This window comes from Koromonas humicola, assembly GCF_059726255.1.
Genome location: NZ_AP040873.1, coordinates 3334125 through 3351518, shown reverse-complemented (window position 1 = coordinate 3351518; position 17394 = coordinate 3334125). Strand labels below are relative to the sequence as shown.

Sequence of the window (17394 nt, the reverse complement as noted above, 5' to 3'; positions counted from 1 at the left end):
GTCTTGGAGATTGACTTCGACGACAAGGAGAAAGCGATTATGGGCAAGTATCTAGTGGGAATCGACGAGGGTACAACCGGATGTAAGACCTGCATTTTCGACCTCGAAGGAAATGTAATCGGCAGCGATTATCGTGAGTATCCCTGCTATTATCCGAAGCCCGGTTGGGTCGAGCAGGTTCCAGAAGACATCACTCCGGCGCTGTTTGACTCGTGCAAAGCAGCCATCGCGAACGCAAAGATCAACCCTAAAGAAATCGTTGCGATGGGCCTATCCAGCCAGGGAAGTGTAACCGGACCGCTGGACAAAAACGGCAAGTTGCTGCGTCCCTTCATTGGCTGGCAGGACCTCCGCGGCCATGAATTCAAAGAAGAGATCGAAAGCAAGATCAGCGGAGCGGACTTCTACAAGATCACTGGCGATCCGTTCTCGGGAGTGAACTTCAGCGTCAACAAGTATCTTTGGATTCGCAAGTACGAACCGGAGCTCTACGAGAAGATCGCGATGTGGTCCACGCATCAGGACTACTTCATGCGCGAGTTCGGGGCCGATGGGTATTGGACCGATCTTTCTTCTGCAAGCCGGACGGCTTTGATGGATGTTGATCGCCATGTTTGGAGCCAGAAGATCATGGACCTGTTCGACATCGACATGAGGAAGCATCCGAAGCTTGCCGAGGGCGGGCAGGTAGTTGGGAATGTTCCACGCAGCATCGCCGAAAGGACCGGGCTACCGGAAGGCACGCTGCTATGCGTCGGCGCGCATGACCAGAACTGTTCGACCTTTGGCTGCGGCGCTATAGAAGACGGTTCCTGCGCGATGGTGCTCGGCACATTCGGGTCTTGTTTTGTGGTCTCCGACAAACCTATTCGCGACCCGAACCAGGTGCTCGTGGTCAAAGGAAATGTTGGTCCGAAGAACTGGACCATTGAGGCCTTTGCCAATGCTGCCGCAAGCAGCTTCCGCTGGTATCGCGATACTTTCTGCGAACTGGAAAAGGCGGCAGGCAGGGTGCTTGGACAGGACCCCTATCAGCTAATCGATCATGAAATTGAGAAGTCTCCCGCCGGAGCTCATGGCGTGACCTTCTTGTCTTATCTCCAGGGCGCTGGTGGGCCGCGTGCAAACGGAAAGGCGAAGGGAACCTTTATCGGAATGACGCTCGCCACGTCCGAAGCTGACATGGCACGTGCCGTAATGGAAGGCGTCTGTTACGAGATGCGCGACATTATCGAAGCGCAAAAGAGGGCGGGAACCCATATCGACCGCATCCGTCTTACCGGTGGCGGATCGAAGTCTCCGCTGTGGGTGCAGATGCAGGCCGATATCTACCAGCAGCCAATTTGCGTCCTGCAGACACATGAGACCGGTGCCTTGGGCGCAGCTCTGTATGCTGGCGTGGGAGCTGGTGTTTACAGCAGCTACAAGGAGGCTGTCGATATCGCTGTCCACATTACGAAGGAATACACCCCGAACCCGAAGACGAGCGGAGCGTATGACGAAGGTTACGGCCGATTTGTGAACACGTACAAAGCTCTGGCTGCGGGAGGCGTCTTCTAGCAGCGATTTACAAGGGGGCGCAGAATTCGAGCGACTCTTGCCCTTTACGGTAAGTATCACGTTCTGCGTCCTCTGAGGCATAGAACTCGACCTAGGAGAAGAATGATGCGAATCAACGGTGTGGAATATACATCGGAAAAGCTTGCGGGGATGATTGATTACGCCATCCTCGACCCTGATACAACCGAGGGCGTAATTCGCGAAGGCTGCAAGATCGCGATGCAGTACAAATTCAAGGGCGTTCATCCCAATCCGTTCTGGGTGTCACTAACTGCCGACCTATTGGAAGGAACCGGAATTGAGACTGGGGCGGTGCTCGCCTTTCCATTTGGGGCTCTTCCCACCAGCCTCAAGGTGCACGAGGCTCAGGAGATGGTGAGGATTCTGCGCGGACGTCCGGCCTGCATCGACGTGGTCACCAACATCGGACGGCTGAAAGACAAGGACTACACCTACTACACAAACGACATCGCCGAGATCTGCAAGGTTGGTCACGATGCCGGCTTGGAGGTGAAGTCGATTCTGGAAGTGGCGATGCTCAGTGACGATGAGGTGAAGACTGCCTGCGAGTGCGCGGTGAACGCCGGAGTTGACTTCGTTAAGTGTTCAACTGGACGCGGAGGAAGTCCTGCAATCAAGCACGTCCGAATTATGCGTCAGACAGTACCTCCTAATGTGGGGGTGAAGTTCTCCGGCTACGGCTCTTATAACCCTGCGCAATTGACCATCATGGCCATTGCGGCGGGAGCGAACCGACTCGGCACCCGGAGAGGTCCACAGATCATCAACGAGATCGAAACCTACTTCAGGGATGTTGATGTGAGTGAAGCCGAAGTTCCGGCTCTCGCCCACCGCTAAGCGTTGAGGGTGCGTGCTCGGTATGCACCCTCAATTTTCGCAGAAATCGATCGCAGCCTCGGGCTGAAGCGTCGCGAAGCGAGGAAGTGGCATGAATGATCTGAACGCGAACAAAGCTCTCATTCAGCGCTGGTTTGAAGAGGTGTGGAACCAGAAGCGCACAGAGCTCATCGACCACATGCGTTCCTCTGAAACAGTTGCTTATGGTCTGACCCGCGATGGTGCCGAAAGCCGCGGCAATGCGCCTTTCTCAGCCTTTCAGAGCAGCCTTCGCGCGGCAATACCCGACTTGAAGGTGAGGGTCGATGATCTTCTCGCCGAAGATGACGAAGTTGCTGTGCGCGTGACGTTTGAAGGAACTCACTCGGGCAGCGCGTTCGGTGTCACGCCCTCCGGAAAGCATGTGCAGTTCAGCTGCATCTCTCTGGTGCGCATCAAGGACGGTCGGATTGTCCATGCTTGGAACAGCATCGACCGACTCGGCTTGCTGATACAGATCGGAGCTGTTTCTGAGGACGTTGGGGGCGAGATTTTCAAAGCTGCATCTTAGTGCGAAGCGGCATCTTGGTGCGGCTTGTGCAGATGTGATCACCGGAATCAATTCTCGATATCGAAACAACTGATTATTCCACCTCCCCACACGCACAGAGAACTTTTTCCGCATCGAGGTCTGAACGACTCCCATTTCAGCAATTTCCGCGGTCAGCCGAAGCGTTATTCAGCTTTGTGCGTTCTGCAGTGCTCTGCTTGAGCATCAAACTCAAGGCATTGAAGCAGATTCGTGAAATTCCAAGACTAGAGCAGATTTGGAGTAACGGATTAGGAAGTCAGAATTACGGAAGTGTTTCCAATCATGATCGTCGCCCTGTGATCCGGAAAGGTGGGCCACTCCTGGACACGAACTGTGGTTGAGAATCTGCGACTCCGGATGAATAAAGTCGAGGAAAAGTCATGGAAAACATCTTTGTCGGAAACCTCTCAGCTACAACAACTGAGAGCAACATCAGGTCACTGTTTGAGAGCTTCGGTACTGTCGAAACTGTAACGGTCGTCATCGACCGAGATTCTGGAGCGCCGCGTGGATTCGCATTTGTTGAGATGAGTAGCGAAGATCATGCGCGCCAAGCTATAGAAAACCTCAACGATACCGTTGTTGATGAGCACCGGATCAACGTTAACGCGGCGCGCCCGAAAGAGGCTGCCGGCGATTCTGTCCAAGATTCAATGAGGCGGCACCGCGACCATCGCTATTGAGCCAGGTCGCCCACGCTGTGGCACATAGTGGTGATTCGATTTCGGGTGACTTATTTCTCAAGCCCAGCCAATCACCGGCATCTGATAGTCGAGAGTATTCGGGATGGGAATCTAGCTCACGGGCCGCGCTGGTGATTCCATTTGTTCCAACTATGGCCACAAGGAGCTCAGCAAGTGCGAGTGCATCTTATCAACCCCAGCGATACAGCTTTCGGCACGTCGGTTATCACACCTCGTTGGCTATTTGTTCTGGCGGCGGCTACGCCTCGCGAACTCGGTGATCCGGTTATATGGGACGAATCACTGAGCCCGGTTGAAATCTCGCAGATCGAGCGCGGAGACATAGTCGGTATTGGAATCCACACAACGAACGCCCTGCGCGGATATCAACTTGGCAGAGCATTGCGCGATCGTGGAGCTACCGTCGTCTTTGGCGGGATCCATGCCACTCTCTTTCCAGATGAAGTACTGGAGCAGGGCGGGGCGCACGCGGTCGTGCGTGGAGACGGAGATATTGCCTGGGGCGAAGTTGTGACGGACTGCGTACGAGGAGTGTTAAGAAGGGTGTACGAAGGTGGACGCGTTCCGGGCGAACATCTCAAGTCTGCGCGTTGGGATCTGCTGCCGAAAGATCGATACATGTGGGGATCCGTGCAGACGGTTCGCGGCTGTCCGAAGCACTGCTCATTCTGTTCCGTGTGGCGAACCGATGGACAACGTCCGCGACAGCGCTCCACGGAGGTGGTAATTGAAGAGCTCACGCAGCTACGTCGTTTGGGCTTCCGCTTTGTCGCCCTTGCTGACGACAATTTTTATCCGGTGTCTCTCACCGATGTGAAACTAGCGGAACGGCAGAACAATGCAGCTCGTGTTACTGAGCTGCGCGCCATCCGCCAGGAGCGCTTTGCGCTGATGGAAGCCATGGCGGAACTTCCGGACGACATGGTTTTTCTGACACAAATCACAATGGAAGCAGCCGAAGATCCCGAATACCTCGAAGCCATGAGACGGGCTCACATTAAGGGCGCGCTGGTTGGAATTGAAACCGTGACACGAGAAGGCTTAAAAGGTATCTATAAAGACTTCAATCTTGCCGGAGACCGGCTGGCCGAGCAGCTTCAGAAATTCCGGGATCACGGCTTATATATCCTGGGGTCCTTCATCTTTGGACTTCAAACAGATCGGCCCGATACCTTCCAGGCAACTCTTGACCTTGCCGTGAAGGCGAAGCTTGCCTTCGCGCAATTCGTGACGCTTACGCCTCTGCCCGGTACGGTTGACTTCGAACGCTGGGAAAAGGAGCAGGGTGAGACTCCTCTGGAGGTGGATGGAGTTCCCATAACCCGGTATTGGTTGATTCCGAAACATCGGCGCCCCAAGATCCTCATTCCGCACCCCACGATGCAACCTGAAGAGATACGGACCCGAATGCAGTGGGTATGGAATCGCTTTTACAGTCTCGGACCAATCTGGACGCGTGCAGACTGCACCAAGAGATTGCGCTCGCGTCTCGCGTTCCTGCTGATTTCCAAACTCTATCGCCAGATGTATGCGAATACCGGATTCGCAACAGACAGCGCACGCCATTCCAGCGCAGCAACATGGGCACGACGACTTGCAAAGCCCTGCCGTAAGCTTTTCGCCGCGAAACCGATGCCGTCGTTGCGTGTTCCTGAACTGGGCTCCGGATCTGCTGGCGCGTTGAGAATTATCAGCTAGAAGAATTCGTTCCAGCTCGAAGGCCGCCAGTTACGCGCCAAGGCAGCGCTCACCTCGCCGTGCCCTTCCAACACGGATGGCTTCTCTGGAGAAGAGCTCATCGAGGCAGGTCCATGTGGAACAATCTGACATAGGATGCCGACACGACTCGAGGGAAGTCCACGAGCATGAGAGGGATGTTTCATGAGCACTCAGCGACCTTACATCATCTGTCACATGGCTTCATCCATCGACGGCAAGATCGATGGCACTGCTTTGAAAAATGTTATGCGTCCCGGTGAATACGAGGCGCTTCATTCCGAACTCGGTGGAACTGCCTGGATCTGCGGACGCACGACCATGCAGCAGCACTTTGCGAAAGCCGAGCCGTTCACGTCGGCAGCGAACACGCCCGCCGGACCCCAACCTGTTCATGTGGCGCGGCGCGCTGATACCCATGCAATCTCAGTCGATACGCATGGAAGGTTGGCTTGGGAGAGCAATGATGTCGGTGGCGATCACCTCATCTGCGTCGTCAGCGAGCAAGTCGCGACAGACTATCTCTCCATGCTGCGGGAGAAGCAGATCTCATACATCGTCGCAGGGCAGAGAGCGGTTGACTTGGTTCAGGCTGCCGCACTTCTGGCAGAGCACTTCGGAATCCGCACACTGATGTTGGAGGGTGGAGGCCACATCAACGGTAGCTTCCTGAGGGAAGGACTCGTGGACGAGGTGAGCCTTTTGTTGTTGCCCGGCATCGACGGAAGACATGAGATTCCAGCAGTATTTGACGGAATCGCTGCTAGTAACCACACGGCAGTTCCGTTAAAGCTTAAAGCGGTCGAACGACGTGAAGGCGATGCTCTCTGGCTTCGCTACGATGTAGTTCGGGGTTGATGGGCTGCCAGACTTGTGAGTTCCGCAATGGGTAAGTGCGACCTAAGAATCCGGATTCAGCCCGTGCTGAGGATGTTACGGGCATTCCTGTTTTCAAATTGGCCTCAGCGGCTGCTCTCGATTGGCGCACTCCGCATTGATTATGGCGCCACCTGCATAACGCGGGAGGCGAATGGAATCTACAGTAAGCACATGATCGACGCGAAAGCTTACTCTGCTGCCTCTGACAAATCGCCGCTTGCACGAACCTCCATCACGCGGCGCGATCCCACCGACAACGACGTACAAATCGAAATCCTCTTTTGCGGTGTCTGCCACTCCGACCTGCATACGGTGCGCAACGAGTGGAAAGACGTGATGCCGACCGTGTATCCGTGCGTGCCCGGGCACGAAATCGTAGGCCGTGTCACGAAGGTTGGCTCGGCTGTTACGAAATTCAAACCCGGCGATCTCGCCGCAGTTGGATGCCTTGTGGATTCGGACCGCACATGTCCCGAGTGCCAGGCAGGACTTGAGCAGTTCTGCCGTGCCTCAGCACTTACTTACAACGGCCCCGACAAACATCTCGGAGGAGTGACGTACGGCGGTTACTCGGAAAGCATCGTTGTGGACCAGCATTTCGTGCTGCGCGTTCCCGCTAAACTGAGCCTTGCAGGAGCAGCACCGCTGCTGTGCGCAGGAATCACGACCTATTCGCCCATGCGGCACTGGGGTGTGACAAAGGGCAAGAAAGTTGGTGTCGTAGGTCTTGGCGGACTCGGCCACATGGGCGTGAAATTCGCGCATGCGCTTGGAGCGCACACTGTCGTTTTCACGACTTCACCAAGCAAGAAGGAAGACGCTCTGCGGCTTGGGGCTGACGAAGTTGTCATTTCTAAGAACGCAGACGAGATGCAGAAGCACGTCGGCAGCTTCGATTTCATTCTCGATGCAGTCTCGGCCAATCACGACATCAATGCGTACATAAATCTGCTGAGCCGCGATGGCAATATCACGCTGGTTGGTGCACCGGAGAAGCCACTGCCGGTATCTGCCTTCGGACTTCTGATGGGACGGCGGAGCCTGTCGGGCTCGCCAATTGGGGGCATCGCGGAGACGCAGGAAATGCTGGATTTCTGCGGACAGCACAACATCACTGCTGATGTCGAGGTCATCCCAATACAGAAGATCAACGAAGCCTACGAACGCCTGCTCAAGTCTGACGTGAAGTACCGTTTCTCCATCGATATGGCTTCGCTCAAGGCCGAGTAACCACACTCGCAAGACACAGCAACATCGCAAGAATTGGAGTTATGAATGCAGAAACGCAAACTCGGTAAGAGCAATCTTGAAGTATCGGCAATCGGACTGGGCTGCATGGGCCTGAGCTTCGGACTAGGCCCGGCTGTCGACAAGGAAACCGGAATCAACTTGATCCGCGGTGCTTATGAACGCGGCGTGACGTTCTTTGACACGGCCGAGGTCTACGGCCCGTACGCAAACGAAGAACTGGTTGGGGAGGCGCTTGCGCCATTTCGGAAAAATGTGAAGATCGCAACGAAGTTCGGGTTCAAGATCGAAGATGGAAAGAATGTTGGACTTGATAGCCGCCCTGAGCACATCAAGCGGGTCGCGGAAGCATCGCTCAAGCGCCTAAGGACGGACGTTATCGATCTCTTCTATCAGCACCGAGTCGACGATCAGGTTCCCATCGAAGATGTTGCAGGTGCAGTGAAAGAACTCGTTCAGCAAGGCAAGGTGAAACATTTCGGATTGTCTGAAGCCGGCGTCCAGACAATTCGCCGCGCACACGCCGTTCAGCCCGTGACGGCGTTGCAGAGCGAGTATTCACTGTTCTGGAGAGAGCCCGAGCAGGAAGTCATCCCAACGCTGGAAGAACTTGGCATTGGCTTTGTTCCTTTTAGCCCGCTCGGAAAGGGCTTCCTTACTGGTTCAATCAACAAGGACACGCAGTTCGATAAGACTGACTTCCGCAATATCGTTCCACGCTTCTCGCCAGAGAATCGCGAATCGAACCAGGCCTTGGTTGATCTGGTTGGCGAGTTTGCAAAAGAGAAGAACGCGACACCCGCGCAGATCGCGCTTGCTTGGCTCTTGGCCAAGAAGCCCTGGATCGTGCCGATTCCAGGCACGACGAAGCTGCATCGGTTGGAAGAAAACGTAGGAGGCGCGAACGTGACGCTGTCGCCTGATGATGTGCGGCAACTGGATGAAGCGACATCGAAGATCGAACTGCGGGGTGCTCGCTATCCCGAGCATCTGCAAAAGCTGGTAGGGCGATAAGCGCCGCATGAGAGATGGGGCGTGCAGTGTGCGCGCTCTCATCGAAAATCCTGCGTCAGAGCCTGAGCGTGTACAAGACTAGGAAGGAAGCAAAGCATGGAGATAATTAGAGTGGGATCGCAGTCGTCGGTAAAAGGACCTTCAGAATGGTTCACAGGAACCGTGAGAATTGATTCACCGTTTCATCGTAATGCGCCTGCGCGAATTGGGGGAGCAGTCGTTACGTTTGAGCCCGGCGCTCGGACCGCATGGCATACGCATCCGCTCGGTCAGACGTTGATCGTCACTGCTGGATGCGGTTTGGCACAGCACGAAGGCGGACCTGTTGAGGCGATTCGTCCCGGCGATGTGGTCTGGTTCGAGCCTGGAGAGAAGCACTGGCACGGCGCAACATCCGCCACTGCCATAACGCACATAGCTATTGCCGAGTCACTAGACGGAAAAGTCGTTGACTGGTTGGAGAAGGTCACCGATGAGCAGTACGCCGGAAGTAGTCGTTGAGAGTCGATTCGCGGCGGATGGATAGCTAGGGAGAGTCGTGTTAGTGACGCGTTCCTTGAGAGATCGCGTCACTAACACAGCTACTTTGTACTTGCTTGGGAATCAGTAAATAAGTCTAAAGAGTAATCAATTCGTATTGATCATTGCCCATCTTCAGTTCTTTCAAATAGGACAACTGGCGCAGACCCTGGCGGGACTCAATGCGTTCTTTGAGGTCGTGAAGTTCTGCTTCGGGTAGTTTGTAAACCATATCAATCGAAGCCTGATCGACGGCCAGAATATCTGTCGAGGCCAGGATGCCGAGGTTACGTGCCTTCGGCGGAGCCGCGCTTACGCCCGCGCAATCGCAGTCCACGGACATGTTGCGAAGCACATTGATGTAGACGATCTTCTTGCCAAAGTGATCCATCGTGGCTTTGGCCGATTCCACCATGTTCTCCATGAATGGCTCGCCCTTAAGCCATGCAGCGTAGTTTTCATTGTCCGGGGCAGCGTGCACCATCTTCTTGCCAATTTGCCCGTCTGCGCAGCCAATGGCGATGTTCTTCAGCGAACCGCCGAACCCGCCCATCATGTGTCCCTTAAAGTGAGTGAGCACCACCATCGAATCGTAGTTCAGCATGTGTTTGCCGACTGACATTTCTTTGAAGTGCTTGCCACCCTTGACGGGGATCATCACCGCGCCGTCCTCGTCCATAATGTCCACCGGGCAGAAGTCCCAGCCATTAATCTTTAGAGTTTCGCGATGGTCAGCCGTCGTGTATCGATTGCCCTTATATAAGGTGTTCGTTTCGACCAAGCTGCTATTGGGAATGTGCTGCTGGAGGGCTTTCACCATATCGCGCGGCAGAATGTTGGGGCCATGCTGCTCGCCGGTGTGAATCTTAATGGCTACCTTGCCGCTCACGTTCTGTGCGATCTTCGAGTACACCTTCAGCAGTCCATCACCGCTGATGTCGTTCGTAAAATAGACGGGAGACTTGCTCTGTGCGGGTTGAGTTTCACTGCCGAAACCGGTTGTGTTACATACGGCAATACCACCGAGTGCGATCGCACTCTTTTTAAGAAAGGTACGCCGCAAGATCTGATCTTCCATCGTTCTTCTCCTGATTCAGAAGCTCTGCCGATGAACTCAGGATACACCGCACGACCAACTTGCGACATGCAGAATGCGCCGTAATGCATGCAAAGCACGCCGACTACAAGGCAATCTCGAAGAGTGCTTGCGGTGCGGTAGGCTCGCTGGCCGGACTTGCCGGAATGCTTTAGGTTCTCGGAGAGACATCTGGCTGCCAGCCATCCACATCTCACGGCGTTCATGCGTATCCAACACGGCTGAGAAACGGCAGGTGCCCTGTGCTGATTTCACTCTTTGTCGCTTGTTATAACGATCTCGTATTTCCGCAGACCGGGCGTGCTGTCGTAAAGGTGCTGGAGCGCCTGGGACATCAAGTCGAATTTCGCATGGGGCAAACCTGTTGTGGGCAGATGCACAGCAATACGGGTTATGCCAAAGAAGCAACCGTGCTGATGCGACGCTTCGTGGATACATTCCGAGATGCGGAAGTCATCTGCATTCCTTCAAGTTCCTGCGTGGCGACGATCCGAACGCAATATCGGAAACTTGCGGCTGAGACTGGCAATCTCGCGCTGATGGCCGCCGTAAACGAGATAGTGCCGCGCGTGTTCGAGTTCTCGGAGTTGCTGGCGAGGCATCTCGGGACAGACGACGTCGGAGCTTACTATCCGCATCGGGTCACCTATCATCCCTCGTGCCACGGACTCCGCGTGCTTGATCTCGGAGATGTGCCTTACCGCCTCCTGCGCAATGTTCGCGGGCTAGATCTCGCCGAATTGCCCGAAAAGGAAGAGTGCTGCGGGTTCGGCGGAACCTTCGCCATTAAGAACGCCGATACCTCGGCAGCGATGCTCTCCGACAAAGTGCGTACAGTGCTCGACAGCGGAGCCGAGGTGTGTGTCGCCACTGACAATTCATGTCTGATGCACATCTTCGGAGCTCTGCATCGCGAGCGAACCGGCGTGAGAACGGCTCATATCGCAGAGGTCCTCGCTTCAACCGAACAGGAGCCATTTGCATGAAGGTCAGGATTGGCATGACTGAAACCGCGCTGCCTTTTCCTGAAGCGGCGCGCGAGACAGTGCAGGACACACAACTTCGGCACAATGTGCGGCGAGCCACCGACACCATTCGCGGCAAGCGCCGAAACATGGTTGCCGAAATGCCTGACTGGGAGCAACTGCGCGAGTCCGGCAGTGCAATCAAGCGTCACGTCATGCGCTATCTCGACATCTACCTTGAGCGCTTTGAGGAGCAGGTAACCAAAGCGGGCGGCCACGTTCATTGGGCTGAAGATGCCGACCAAGCGCGTGAGATCATCCGCGATCTGGTACTCGACTACGGCGGACGCGAGGTCATCAAGGTAAAGACGATGACTTCGGACGAGATCGAACTCAATACCTATCTGCAGAACTCCGGCATAACACCGTTTGAAACTGATCTGGCCGACCTCATCATTCAGCTTGGAAGAGACTATCCGACCCACATCGTAGTACCAGCGCTGCACAAGAACCGTTCGCAAATAGAACAAATATTCAAGTCGAAGATGCCGCTCGCAGAGCTTGGCATCGACCACCTGACGTCTGAGCCAAGCGCTCTGGCCGAAGCTGCTCGTCGTTACCTGCGCGAACGTTTCCTTCGCGTGAAGATCGGCATTAGCGGAGCAAATTACGCCATTGCTGAAACCGGTTCGCTCGTCGTTGTGGAGAGCGAGGGCAACGGCAGAATGTGTCTTACGCTTCCCGACGTGCTCATTAGTCTTGTGGGCATTGAGAAAATCATTCCGACGTTCCAGGATCTCGAAGTCTATCTACAGATGATTGCGCGATCGGCTACGGGCGAGCGCATGAGTCCCTACACATCGATCTGGACCGGCGTGAATCCAGAGGACGGGCCCAAAGAATTCCACGTCGTTCTACTCGACAATGGACGCACCAACGTTCTCGCTGACGCAGAGGGCCGCCAAGCTTTGCATTGCATTCGCTGTGCTGCCTGCTTGAATGCTTGTCCCGTTTACCGTCGCACCGGAGGTCACGCTTATGGATCCGTCTACCCGGGACCGATTGGCGCAATCCTGACGCCTCAATTGCTCGCACTCGAAGGGGCACGTTCTCTTCCGTATGCGTCCTCGCTGTGCGGCGCGTGTTATGAAGCGTGTCCTGTAAAGATCAACATTCCTGAAGTGCTCATCCACTTGCGTTCGGAGGTCGTGGCGGAAGAGCGCCAGTCGTTTGTAGGATCGCTGAACAGAGAGAATCTTGCCATGCAGGCCGCACTGCGGTTGTTCGAACATCCTGAGCTCCTGGAAAGCGCTTACCGATTGGCGCGCATCGGACAGGGACCCATGGTGGAACAGGGAGTACTACCCTACGTCCCGGGACTAACAGCGTGGACGCGTACGCGCGACTTCATCGCCATTCCGCCGCATAGTTTTCGCGAATGGTGGAAAACTCGAGAAGCGGAGAAAGCTGCATGAGAACATCGGCAAAGAATCACGCCGCAAAGCTGGCCATACTTGGACGAATCAAGCGTGCGGTCGACGCGCCTGAGTCGGCGCTTTGGGGGAGAGACCAGCGCCTATCGCAAGAGTGGCAGAGCATCCCCCGACAGTTCCGACGTGATGGATCATCCGATGCTAACGATCGCGTCGCACTGTTTCGGTCGCGTCTCGACCACTATGGCGCCCCATCACACGTGACTAGTATGAACGACGTGAGTAGCACGGTTCTCAGGGTTCTGCAGGAGAGAGGCAAACGGCGACTAGTCGTGACACCTGATGTTCCCGATGAGTGGCTCCCTCGTGAACTCGAACTCAATCGCGATCCTGCGATTTCCAACGATGAACTAACTCGTGTCGAGGGCGTCATCACCGGTTGCACGATCGCGATTGCTCTGACCGGAGCGATCGTTCTGTCATCGACTAACAATGGACGCCGTGCGCTGAGCCTCGTCCCGGACTACGAACTCTGCATTGTTCGTGAGGATCAGATCGTGGAGTTCATGCCTGACGCAATTGCGAAACTCCAACCGGTGGCGACGACTCCGCTCACCTTTTTTGCCGGACCCTCAGCCACCGTCGATATCGAGATGATTCGTGTTCGAGGCGTGCACGGGCCACGCGCACTGGATGTAGTCATCGCCTCATAAGCGCGCAAAAAGGACCGGCGCTTCTCCAGCGCCGGTCGCGTAACACTCAGTCCCTTGTTGTCAACCGACGATCAGTGGACGCATCATGTCGTGTTCTTCATGTTCAAGGATGTGGCAGTGCCATACGTATTCATGTCCACCCGTCCGGGGACTGACTGCGGTGCGCATAGCGTCCGTGGGCAGACTCGGAAGATCGAACTTCATAATCACTGTCGTCACTTCTCCAGGATTCATGCGCACAGTCTCCTTCCACCCCACCTCATTCGGATCCGGAGGCTTCGGTGGTCCCGTGTAACTCCAGTTATTCGGATCTCCCTCAAACGACTGTCGTTGGATCAACTGAACGTTCACTAAGTGGAAATGAATCGGATGGGTATCACCCGTCAAATTCATAATCTGCCACACTTCTGTCCCTCCGGCGGCAGGGTTCTCCGTCACACCCGCCAGATAAGGCCGCGACCAAGTAGGGATTCCCTGATTGTTGATCCCGCTCTGCGTCGAGGTCCCCAGCATCTGAATCAATCGGCCGTATTCGTCGAAATCTTCATTGAGCGTGAGCATGCGCGTCGGCACACCGGTGAACGGAAACGCCGGTACCGAAGGATCGCTGTTAGTGTAGAGCAGTCCCGGTTGATTTCCATTCAGGAAGTTGGTGCGCAGTTGCACATTCAACTCTGCCAGCCACGCTGCCGTGCTAATGCTGTCTCCCGTTCCTGCATCGACAACGATCTTCAGCAGAGTGCGCGTGTTCGGACCATAGCCGAGCTTGGTGCTTGGCGCGCCACCGCTCGCGGTTTGATCTCCGTCCCCCGTGAAGTAATCATTTCGACTGTCTCCAGAGGGGAAGGGCGCCGGTGCATCGCTGTACAAAATGAAACTTGAACCCGCAGGAACGCCGTTGAAATCGATAATGACATCCGCGCGCTCTGCCGGAGCCAAAAGCAGGTTGAAAGGTCCATCTGGAATCGCCGATGCGCCCTCTGGATCTCCGGGATCCATAGGAATTGGCGTCTTGTTCTCGTGCACCGCTACTTGCGTCAGGAATCCGCCTTCCGTCCCCACCTGATACATCTTTGGTCCAGCGACCCCAATCTTCGCTTCGCCGGGATTCGACTTGTCTTCCGCATATAGGCTCAGGTGATAGAAGCGAGCCTGTGCCGCATTTAGCATGCGGAATCGCACCCGCTTCGGAGCTACATGAAGCTTCGGGTACAGGCCGCCGTTGATTAGCGTAGTGTCGAAGAATGCTTCCGGCACAACCGAAACAGGCGGCAGAGGCATAGTCCCTTGCGATGGCTCATCCGTCGTCGGCCCCCAATCCCAACGTCCTTTCGGGTTGGGGACTCCACCCTCGAAGTCGTTTACCTCATACTGATGCGGATACCACAGCGAGTCCGGACCACCCCACCGCCAGGTAGGATCGTGACGACGAATATCTCTCGCAACGAAGCTCTTGTCCTGAATAATCAGCGGAATGCCCACCAAGTCTGGCAGCAGTCCCGAACTGACAAGCGCCAGTTCGAAGTCATCCACGATAATGTATGCCGACGCAAGCCCCGCATAAGCATTCAGTCGTGTTAGGCCGACCGCGTGATCGTGAAACCATAACAGCCTCGCACTCAGATCATTGGGATAGTAGTAACTCGCCGTCCCTGGCACCGATGGGTACCCAGGCACATTCATGAAACTTGCGCCATGCGTTCCCGTCGGCGTGTACCACTGGAAAGGTGTTCCATCGCTGAACCATGGCGTCAGCCCGCCGTGCAGATGAGTAGTAATTCTGTTGGTTGGCAGGTCGCCGACCATCTCACCGTTCGGCCCAGCCATCAACGTGGGATCGACTGGCAGTATGTGCCTGTCCGGAATGAGATTCGTCACGGTCAACAGGACTGGCGTTCCGCGTTTCGCAACGATGACCCCCGCCAAGTATTTCTGCGTTCTGTTGAACACGTCGGTGTAGCCGAAAAAATCTGTTGGCCCCGGCAGGTCCGGATGCATCACTTGGCCGAACTTTGTTGCCGCAAGATTGTAGAGATCAGTGCTCTTTCCCGCGAAGTTCACAGAATGTTTCGTGGCCAGCGGAATGTACTGGCCAATTTCGTTTTGCGCCGAGGGTCCAATCCCCGGCAGAGTTGTCACAAACTTTCGAATGTTGGTGGGACTTTGTGCGTACGGCCAGGCTCGGTCACGAAGTACCAGCGCTCCAGCACTCGCCATGGCTGCAGACTTCAAGAATTGTCGACGATTCAGCATCAGCCTTCTCCTCCCCCGGGAGAAAATGAACGGAATCCACCAGAGTTTTAGATTTGAATAGCCCCTATTCCTTGCCGGTCAGCCAGGATCTGCAGTGTCCTGTGACCGAAAGTGTACACGGGTGTACACCACATTCAGGGCAGTTCCTACGCACGCCGTCACTGTGTCGTGTGATAACCCAACTTCGATTGTGTGATGAGTTCACTGCACTAGGGCGAGCGATGCGGTGGGCCTCGCAAGGATTACAACAGAGGCTTTGTCGGCCGCCCCTGGGGAATTGAGACAGCCGACTCAAGCGAGGAATTCAGCGGGTCTACTTAGCCCGCGACCTTAGTTCCAAATGTCCGCGCCAAGATCGAATAGGTTCGCATCTCTCGTTAGCAGTGACGCGTTAAGCTACATGCACTTTGGCGTTGCCGTTGATCAGCAGTCTGAGTTGCTGCAGTAAACTTTTCAAAGCCACAGACTGAGCACTCAGTTCTTCGCTCGAAGCAGCATTCTCCTGCGAAGATGCTGCAGTTGTCTGAGTGACCTGCTCAATCTGGTGCACCGCCTCAGAGATCTGCCCCAGTCCCGTTACTTGTTGCTGACTCGCCGACGAAACCTGCTCGATGAGCTCGCGTATTGCAGTGGACTGCTGAGTAACTCGCGCAATCAACACACTGGCTTCGTCAACACGCATCTTCCCATTTTCGGCTGCCGCGACCGACTCTTGTACCAGCTTCGTGGTGTCTTGAGCGGCATTCGCACATTTTGCTGCAAGTTGGCGCACCTCCTCCGCGACCACGCCGAAACCCATTCCTGCCTCGCCCGCACGCGCGGCTTCGATCGCCGCGTTCAACGCCAATATGTTCGTCTGGAATGCGATTTCATCAATTGCGTGCAGGATGCTGCCAATCTTTTCGCTGGATTTGCCAATCGCCGACATTGCCACTTTCAGTTCAGAGAGCTTGGAGCTTGTCTGCTCGACTTCTCGAGCCGACTCTTGCGTCAAATCGCAAGCGGACCTAGCAGTTTCAGCGTTCTGCTGAGACATCGACCTGATTTCTACGCTAGACGCGGAGGTTTGCTCCGTTGCCGCTGCTTGCTCGGAAGCGCCTTGCGCTAAGGCTTGCGATGAGCTTGCAATCTGCGATGCTGCAACGTTTACCTGCTCCGCTCCGGCATGAAGTTCCTCTGAAAGGCCGTTAAGGTTCTTGCTAATCTTGTCCAGAATTTTCCAGATCACTGCAGCAATTGCGAGCGCTATCATCCATAAAACGCCAATAAGAAGTTTGGCCGAGCGAATCACCTGTTTGTTCGAGGCTCTATCTTCTTCTAGAAACATGTGCGATCGACGAATGTGTTCTTTTGCATCCTTGGTCAGACGATTGAACAACGGAGTGAGGTTCTCTGCCGAATATTTGATAGCCTCTTCCGTCTTGCCCTGAGCAAACAGTTGGTTCAATGCGGACCTGTGTCGTTCAATTGCATCGAGATCGCTCAGCGACTCCGACAATTCAGCCTGCCCTTTGGCAGTGATGGTCAATGGCTTAAGGGCCGCGATATTGCTTCTAACGTGCTCAACGGATTCTTGGAAAATCCGGTCGTTGTCTTGCACCTTTGCCGGGTTTTTGGAGACCCAGCCGAGCATGGCTCCGCGGTTCGCCGCACGGATTTCGTTGAGAGAGGAATTGACATCCCCGTTCAGTTCAATCTTGACCAGCGTCTGGTCAACGGTCTCCTGAAAGTTGCGATCGAGCTTTGAAATCGATGCCAGCGAGGAAAGGCTGAGAATCGCGATCAGCACGATGGAAGTTGAGTTAATTGCGATGAGTTTTTGACGTAACGACATTTCCCCTCGAGAGCGGTGCAAAGTATTTCAG

15 protein-coding genes are annotated in these 17394 nt (G+C 55.1%); 12 read left to right on the top strand and 3 right to left on the bottom strand.

What is annotated here, in order from left to right; genetic code table 11:
• The first annotated feature begins 39 nt into the window (after nt 1-39).
• From AC6IZD_RS14640 to AC6IZD_RS14600, 9 genes are all read left to right on the top strand, one after another.
• A complete protein-coding gene (locus tag AC6IZD_RS14640; protein ID WP_497784060.1) occupies nt 40-1560 on the top strand; it encodes an FGGY-family carbohydrate kinase in 1521 nt (506 codons plus the stop codon).
• A gap of 102 nt (nt 1561-1662) precedes the next feature.
• Nucleotides 1663-2418, top strand: a complete 756-nt coding sequence (gene deoC, locus AC6IZD_RS14635; RefSeq protein ID WP_497784059.1) for a deoxyribose-phosphate aldolase — start codon at nt 1663-1665, stop codon at nt 2416-2418.
• A gap of 91 nt (nt 2419-2509) precedes the next feature.
• The gene (locus AC6IZD_RS14630; RefSeq protein WP_497784057.1) at nt 2510-2968 is read left to right on the top strand and encodes an ester cyclase; all 459 of its coding nucleotides are present in this window, start codon (nt 2510-2512) and stop codon (nt 2966-2968) included.
• A gap of 401 nt (nt 2969-3369) precedes the next feature.
• Nucleotides 3370-3672 carry an RNA recognition motif domain-containing protein gene (locus AC6IZD_RS14625; protein WP_497784055.1) on the top strand — a complete coding sequence of 101 codons (303 nt, stop codon included), beginning with the start codon at nt 3370-3372 and terminating at the stop codon, nt 3670-3672.
• A 174-nt stretch (nt 3673-3846) separates the two neighbouring features.
• Nucleotides 3847-5391 (top strand): B12-binding domain-containing radical SAM protein, encoded by a 1545-nt coding sequence (locus AC6IZD_RS14620; protein ID WP_497784053.1) that lies wholly within the window; start codon nt 3847-3849, stop codon nt 5389-5391.
• A 183-nt stretch (nt 5392-5574) separates the two neighbouring features.
• On the top strand, nt 5575-6267 hold the full coding sequence (locus AC6IZD_RS14615; RefSeq protein WP_497784051.1) for a RibD family protein: 693 nt from the start codon (nt 5575-5577) through the stop codon (nt 6265-6267).
• Nucleotides 6268-6459: 192 nt separating this feature from the next.
• Nucleotides 6460-7518 (top strand): NAD(P)-dependent alcohol dehydrogenase, encoded by a 1059-nt coding sequence (locus AC6IZD_RS14610; RefSeq protein WP_497787590.1) that lies wholly within the window; start codon nt 6460-6462, stop codon nt 7516-7518.
• Nucleotides 7519-7563: 45 nt separating this feature from the next.
• The gene (locus AC6IZD_RS14605) at nt 7564-8550 is read left to right on the top strand and encodes an aldo/keto reductase (RefSeq protein WP_497784050.1); all 987 of its coding nucleotides are present in this window, start codon (nt 7564-7566) and stop codon (nt 8548-8550) included.
• Nucleotides 8551-8646: 96 nt separating this feature from the next.
• Nucleotides 8647-9051 carry a (R)-mandelonitrile lyase gene (locus tag AC6IZD_RS14600; RefSeq protein WP_497784049.1) on the top strand — a complete coding sequence of 135 codons (405 nt, stop codon included), beginning with the start codon at nt 8647-8649 and terminating at the stop codon, nt 9049-9051.
• 115 nt (nt 9052-9166) lie between these two features.
• On the opposite strand, the gene AC6IZD_RS14595 is transcribed toward AC6IZD_RS14600, so the two are convergent.
• Nucleotides 9167-10147, bottom strand: a complete 981-nt coding sequence (locus AC6IZD_RS14595) for a DUF362 domain-containing protein (protein ID WP_497784048.1) — start codon at nt 10145-10147, stop codon at nt 9167-9169.
• A 260-nt stretch (nt 10148-10407) separates the two neighbouring features.
• Between AC6IZD_RS14595 and AC6IZD_RS14590 the strand changes: the two genes are divergently transcribed.
• From AC6IZD_RS14590 to AC6IZD_RS14580, 3 genes are read left to right on the top strand one after another with little or no spacing between them, the layout of a single operon-like run.
• Nucleotides 10408-11151 carry a (Fe-S)-binding protein gene (locus AC6IZD_RS14590; protein WP_497784047.1) on the top strand — a complete coding sequence of 248 codons (744 nt, stop codon included), beginning with the start codon at nt 10408-10410 and terminating at the stop codon, nt 11149-11151.
• Nucleotides 11148-12605, top strand: coding sequence for a LutB/LldF family L-lactate oxidation iron-sulfur protein (locus tag AC6IZD_RS14585; RefSeq protein ID WP_497784046.1), 1458 nt, complete (start codon nt 11148-11150; stop codon nt 12603-12605). Before AC6IZD_RS14590 ends, AC6IZD_RS14585 begins: the two co-directional genes overlap by 4 nt.
• Nucleotides 12602-13276 carry a LutC/YkgG family protein gene (locus tag AC6IZD_RS14580; RefSeq protein ID WP_497784045.1) on the top strand — a complete coding sequence of 225 codons (675 nt, stop codon included), beginning with the start codon at nt 12602-12604 and terminating at the stop codon, nt 13274-13276. The genes AC6IZD_RS14585 and AC6IZD_RS14580 overlap by 4 nt, the downstream gene beginning before the upstream one ends.
• Before the next feature lie 60 nt (nt 13277-13336).
• Here AC6IZD_RS14580 and AC6IZD_RS14575 read toward each other — a convergent pair whose 3' ends face one another.
• Nucleotides 13337-15529: a multicopper oxidase domain-containing protein gene (locus AC6IZD_RS14575; protein WP_497784044.1), complete on the bottom strand. Its 2193-nt coding sequence runs from the start codon at nt 15527-15529 to the stop codon at nt 13337-13339.
• A gap of 391 nt (nt 15530-15920) precedes the next feature.
• Nucleotides 15921-17363, bottom strand: a complete 1443-nt coding sequence (locus AC6IZD_RS14570) for a HAMP domain-containing methyl-accepting chemotaxis protein (protein ID WP_497784043.1) — start codon at nt 17361-17363, stop codon at nt 15921-15923.
• Between the last annotated feature and the right edge of the window lie 31 nt (nt 17364-17394).

Bases quoted from the DNA above. Each gene is read 5' to 3' on its own strand.
- AC6IZD_RS14640 (WP_497784060.1), top strand. From the start codon at position 40: ATGGGCAAGTATCTAGTGGGAATCGACGAGGGTACAACCGGATGTAAG.
- deoC (WP_497784059.1), top strand. From the start codon at position 1,663: ATGATGCGAATCAACGGTGTGGAATATACATCGGAAAAGCTTGCGGGG.
- AC6IZD_RS14630 (WP_497784057.1), top strand. From the start codon at position 2,510: ATGAATGATCTGAACGCGAACAAAGCTCTCATTCAGCGCTGGTTTGAA.
- AC6IZD_RS14625 (WP_497784055.1), top strand. From the start codon at position 3,370: ATGGAAAACATCTTTGTCGGAAACCTCTCAGCTACAACAACTGAGAGC.
- AC6IZD_RS14615 (WP_497784051.1), top strand. From the start codon at position 5,575: ATGAGCACTCAGCGACCTTACATCATCTGTCACATGGCTTCATCCATC.
- AC6IZD_RS14610 (WP_497787590.1), top strand. From the start codon at position 6,460: ATGATCGACGCGAAAGCTTACTCTGCTGCCTCTGACAAATCGCCGCTT.
- AC6IZD_RS14605 (WP_497784050.1), top strand. From the start codon at position 7,564: ATGCAGAAACGCAAACTCGGTAAGAGCAATCTTGAAGTATCGGCAATC.
- AC6IZD_RS14600 (WP_497784049.1), top strand. From the start codon at position 8,647: ATGGAGATAATTAGAGTGGGATCGCAGTCGTCGGTAAAAGGACCTTCA.
- AC6IZD_RS14595 (WP_497784048.1), bottom strand. From the start codon at position 10,147: ATGGAAGATCAGATCTTGCGGCGTACCTTTCTTAAAAAGAGTGCGATC.
- AC6IZD_RS14585 (WP_497784046.1), top strand. From the start codon at position 11,148: ATGAAGGTCAGGATTGGCATGACTGAAACCGCGCTGCCTTTTCCTGAA.
- AC6IZD_RS14580 (WP_497784045.1), top strand. From the start codon at position 12,602: ATGAGAACATCGGCAAAGAATCACGCCGCAAAGCTGGCCATACTTGGA.
- AC6IZD_RS14575 (WP_497784044.1), bottom strand. From the start codon at position 15,529: ATGCTGAATCGTCGACAATTCTTGAAGTCTGCAGCCATGGCGAGTGCT.
- AC6IZD_RS14570 (WP_497784043.1), bottom strand. From the start codon at position 17,363: ATGTCGTTACGTCAAAAACTCATCGCAATTAACTCAACTTCCATCGTG.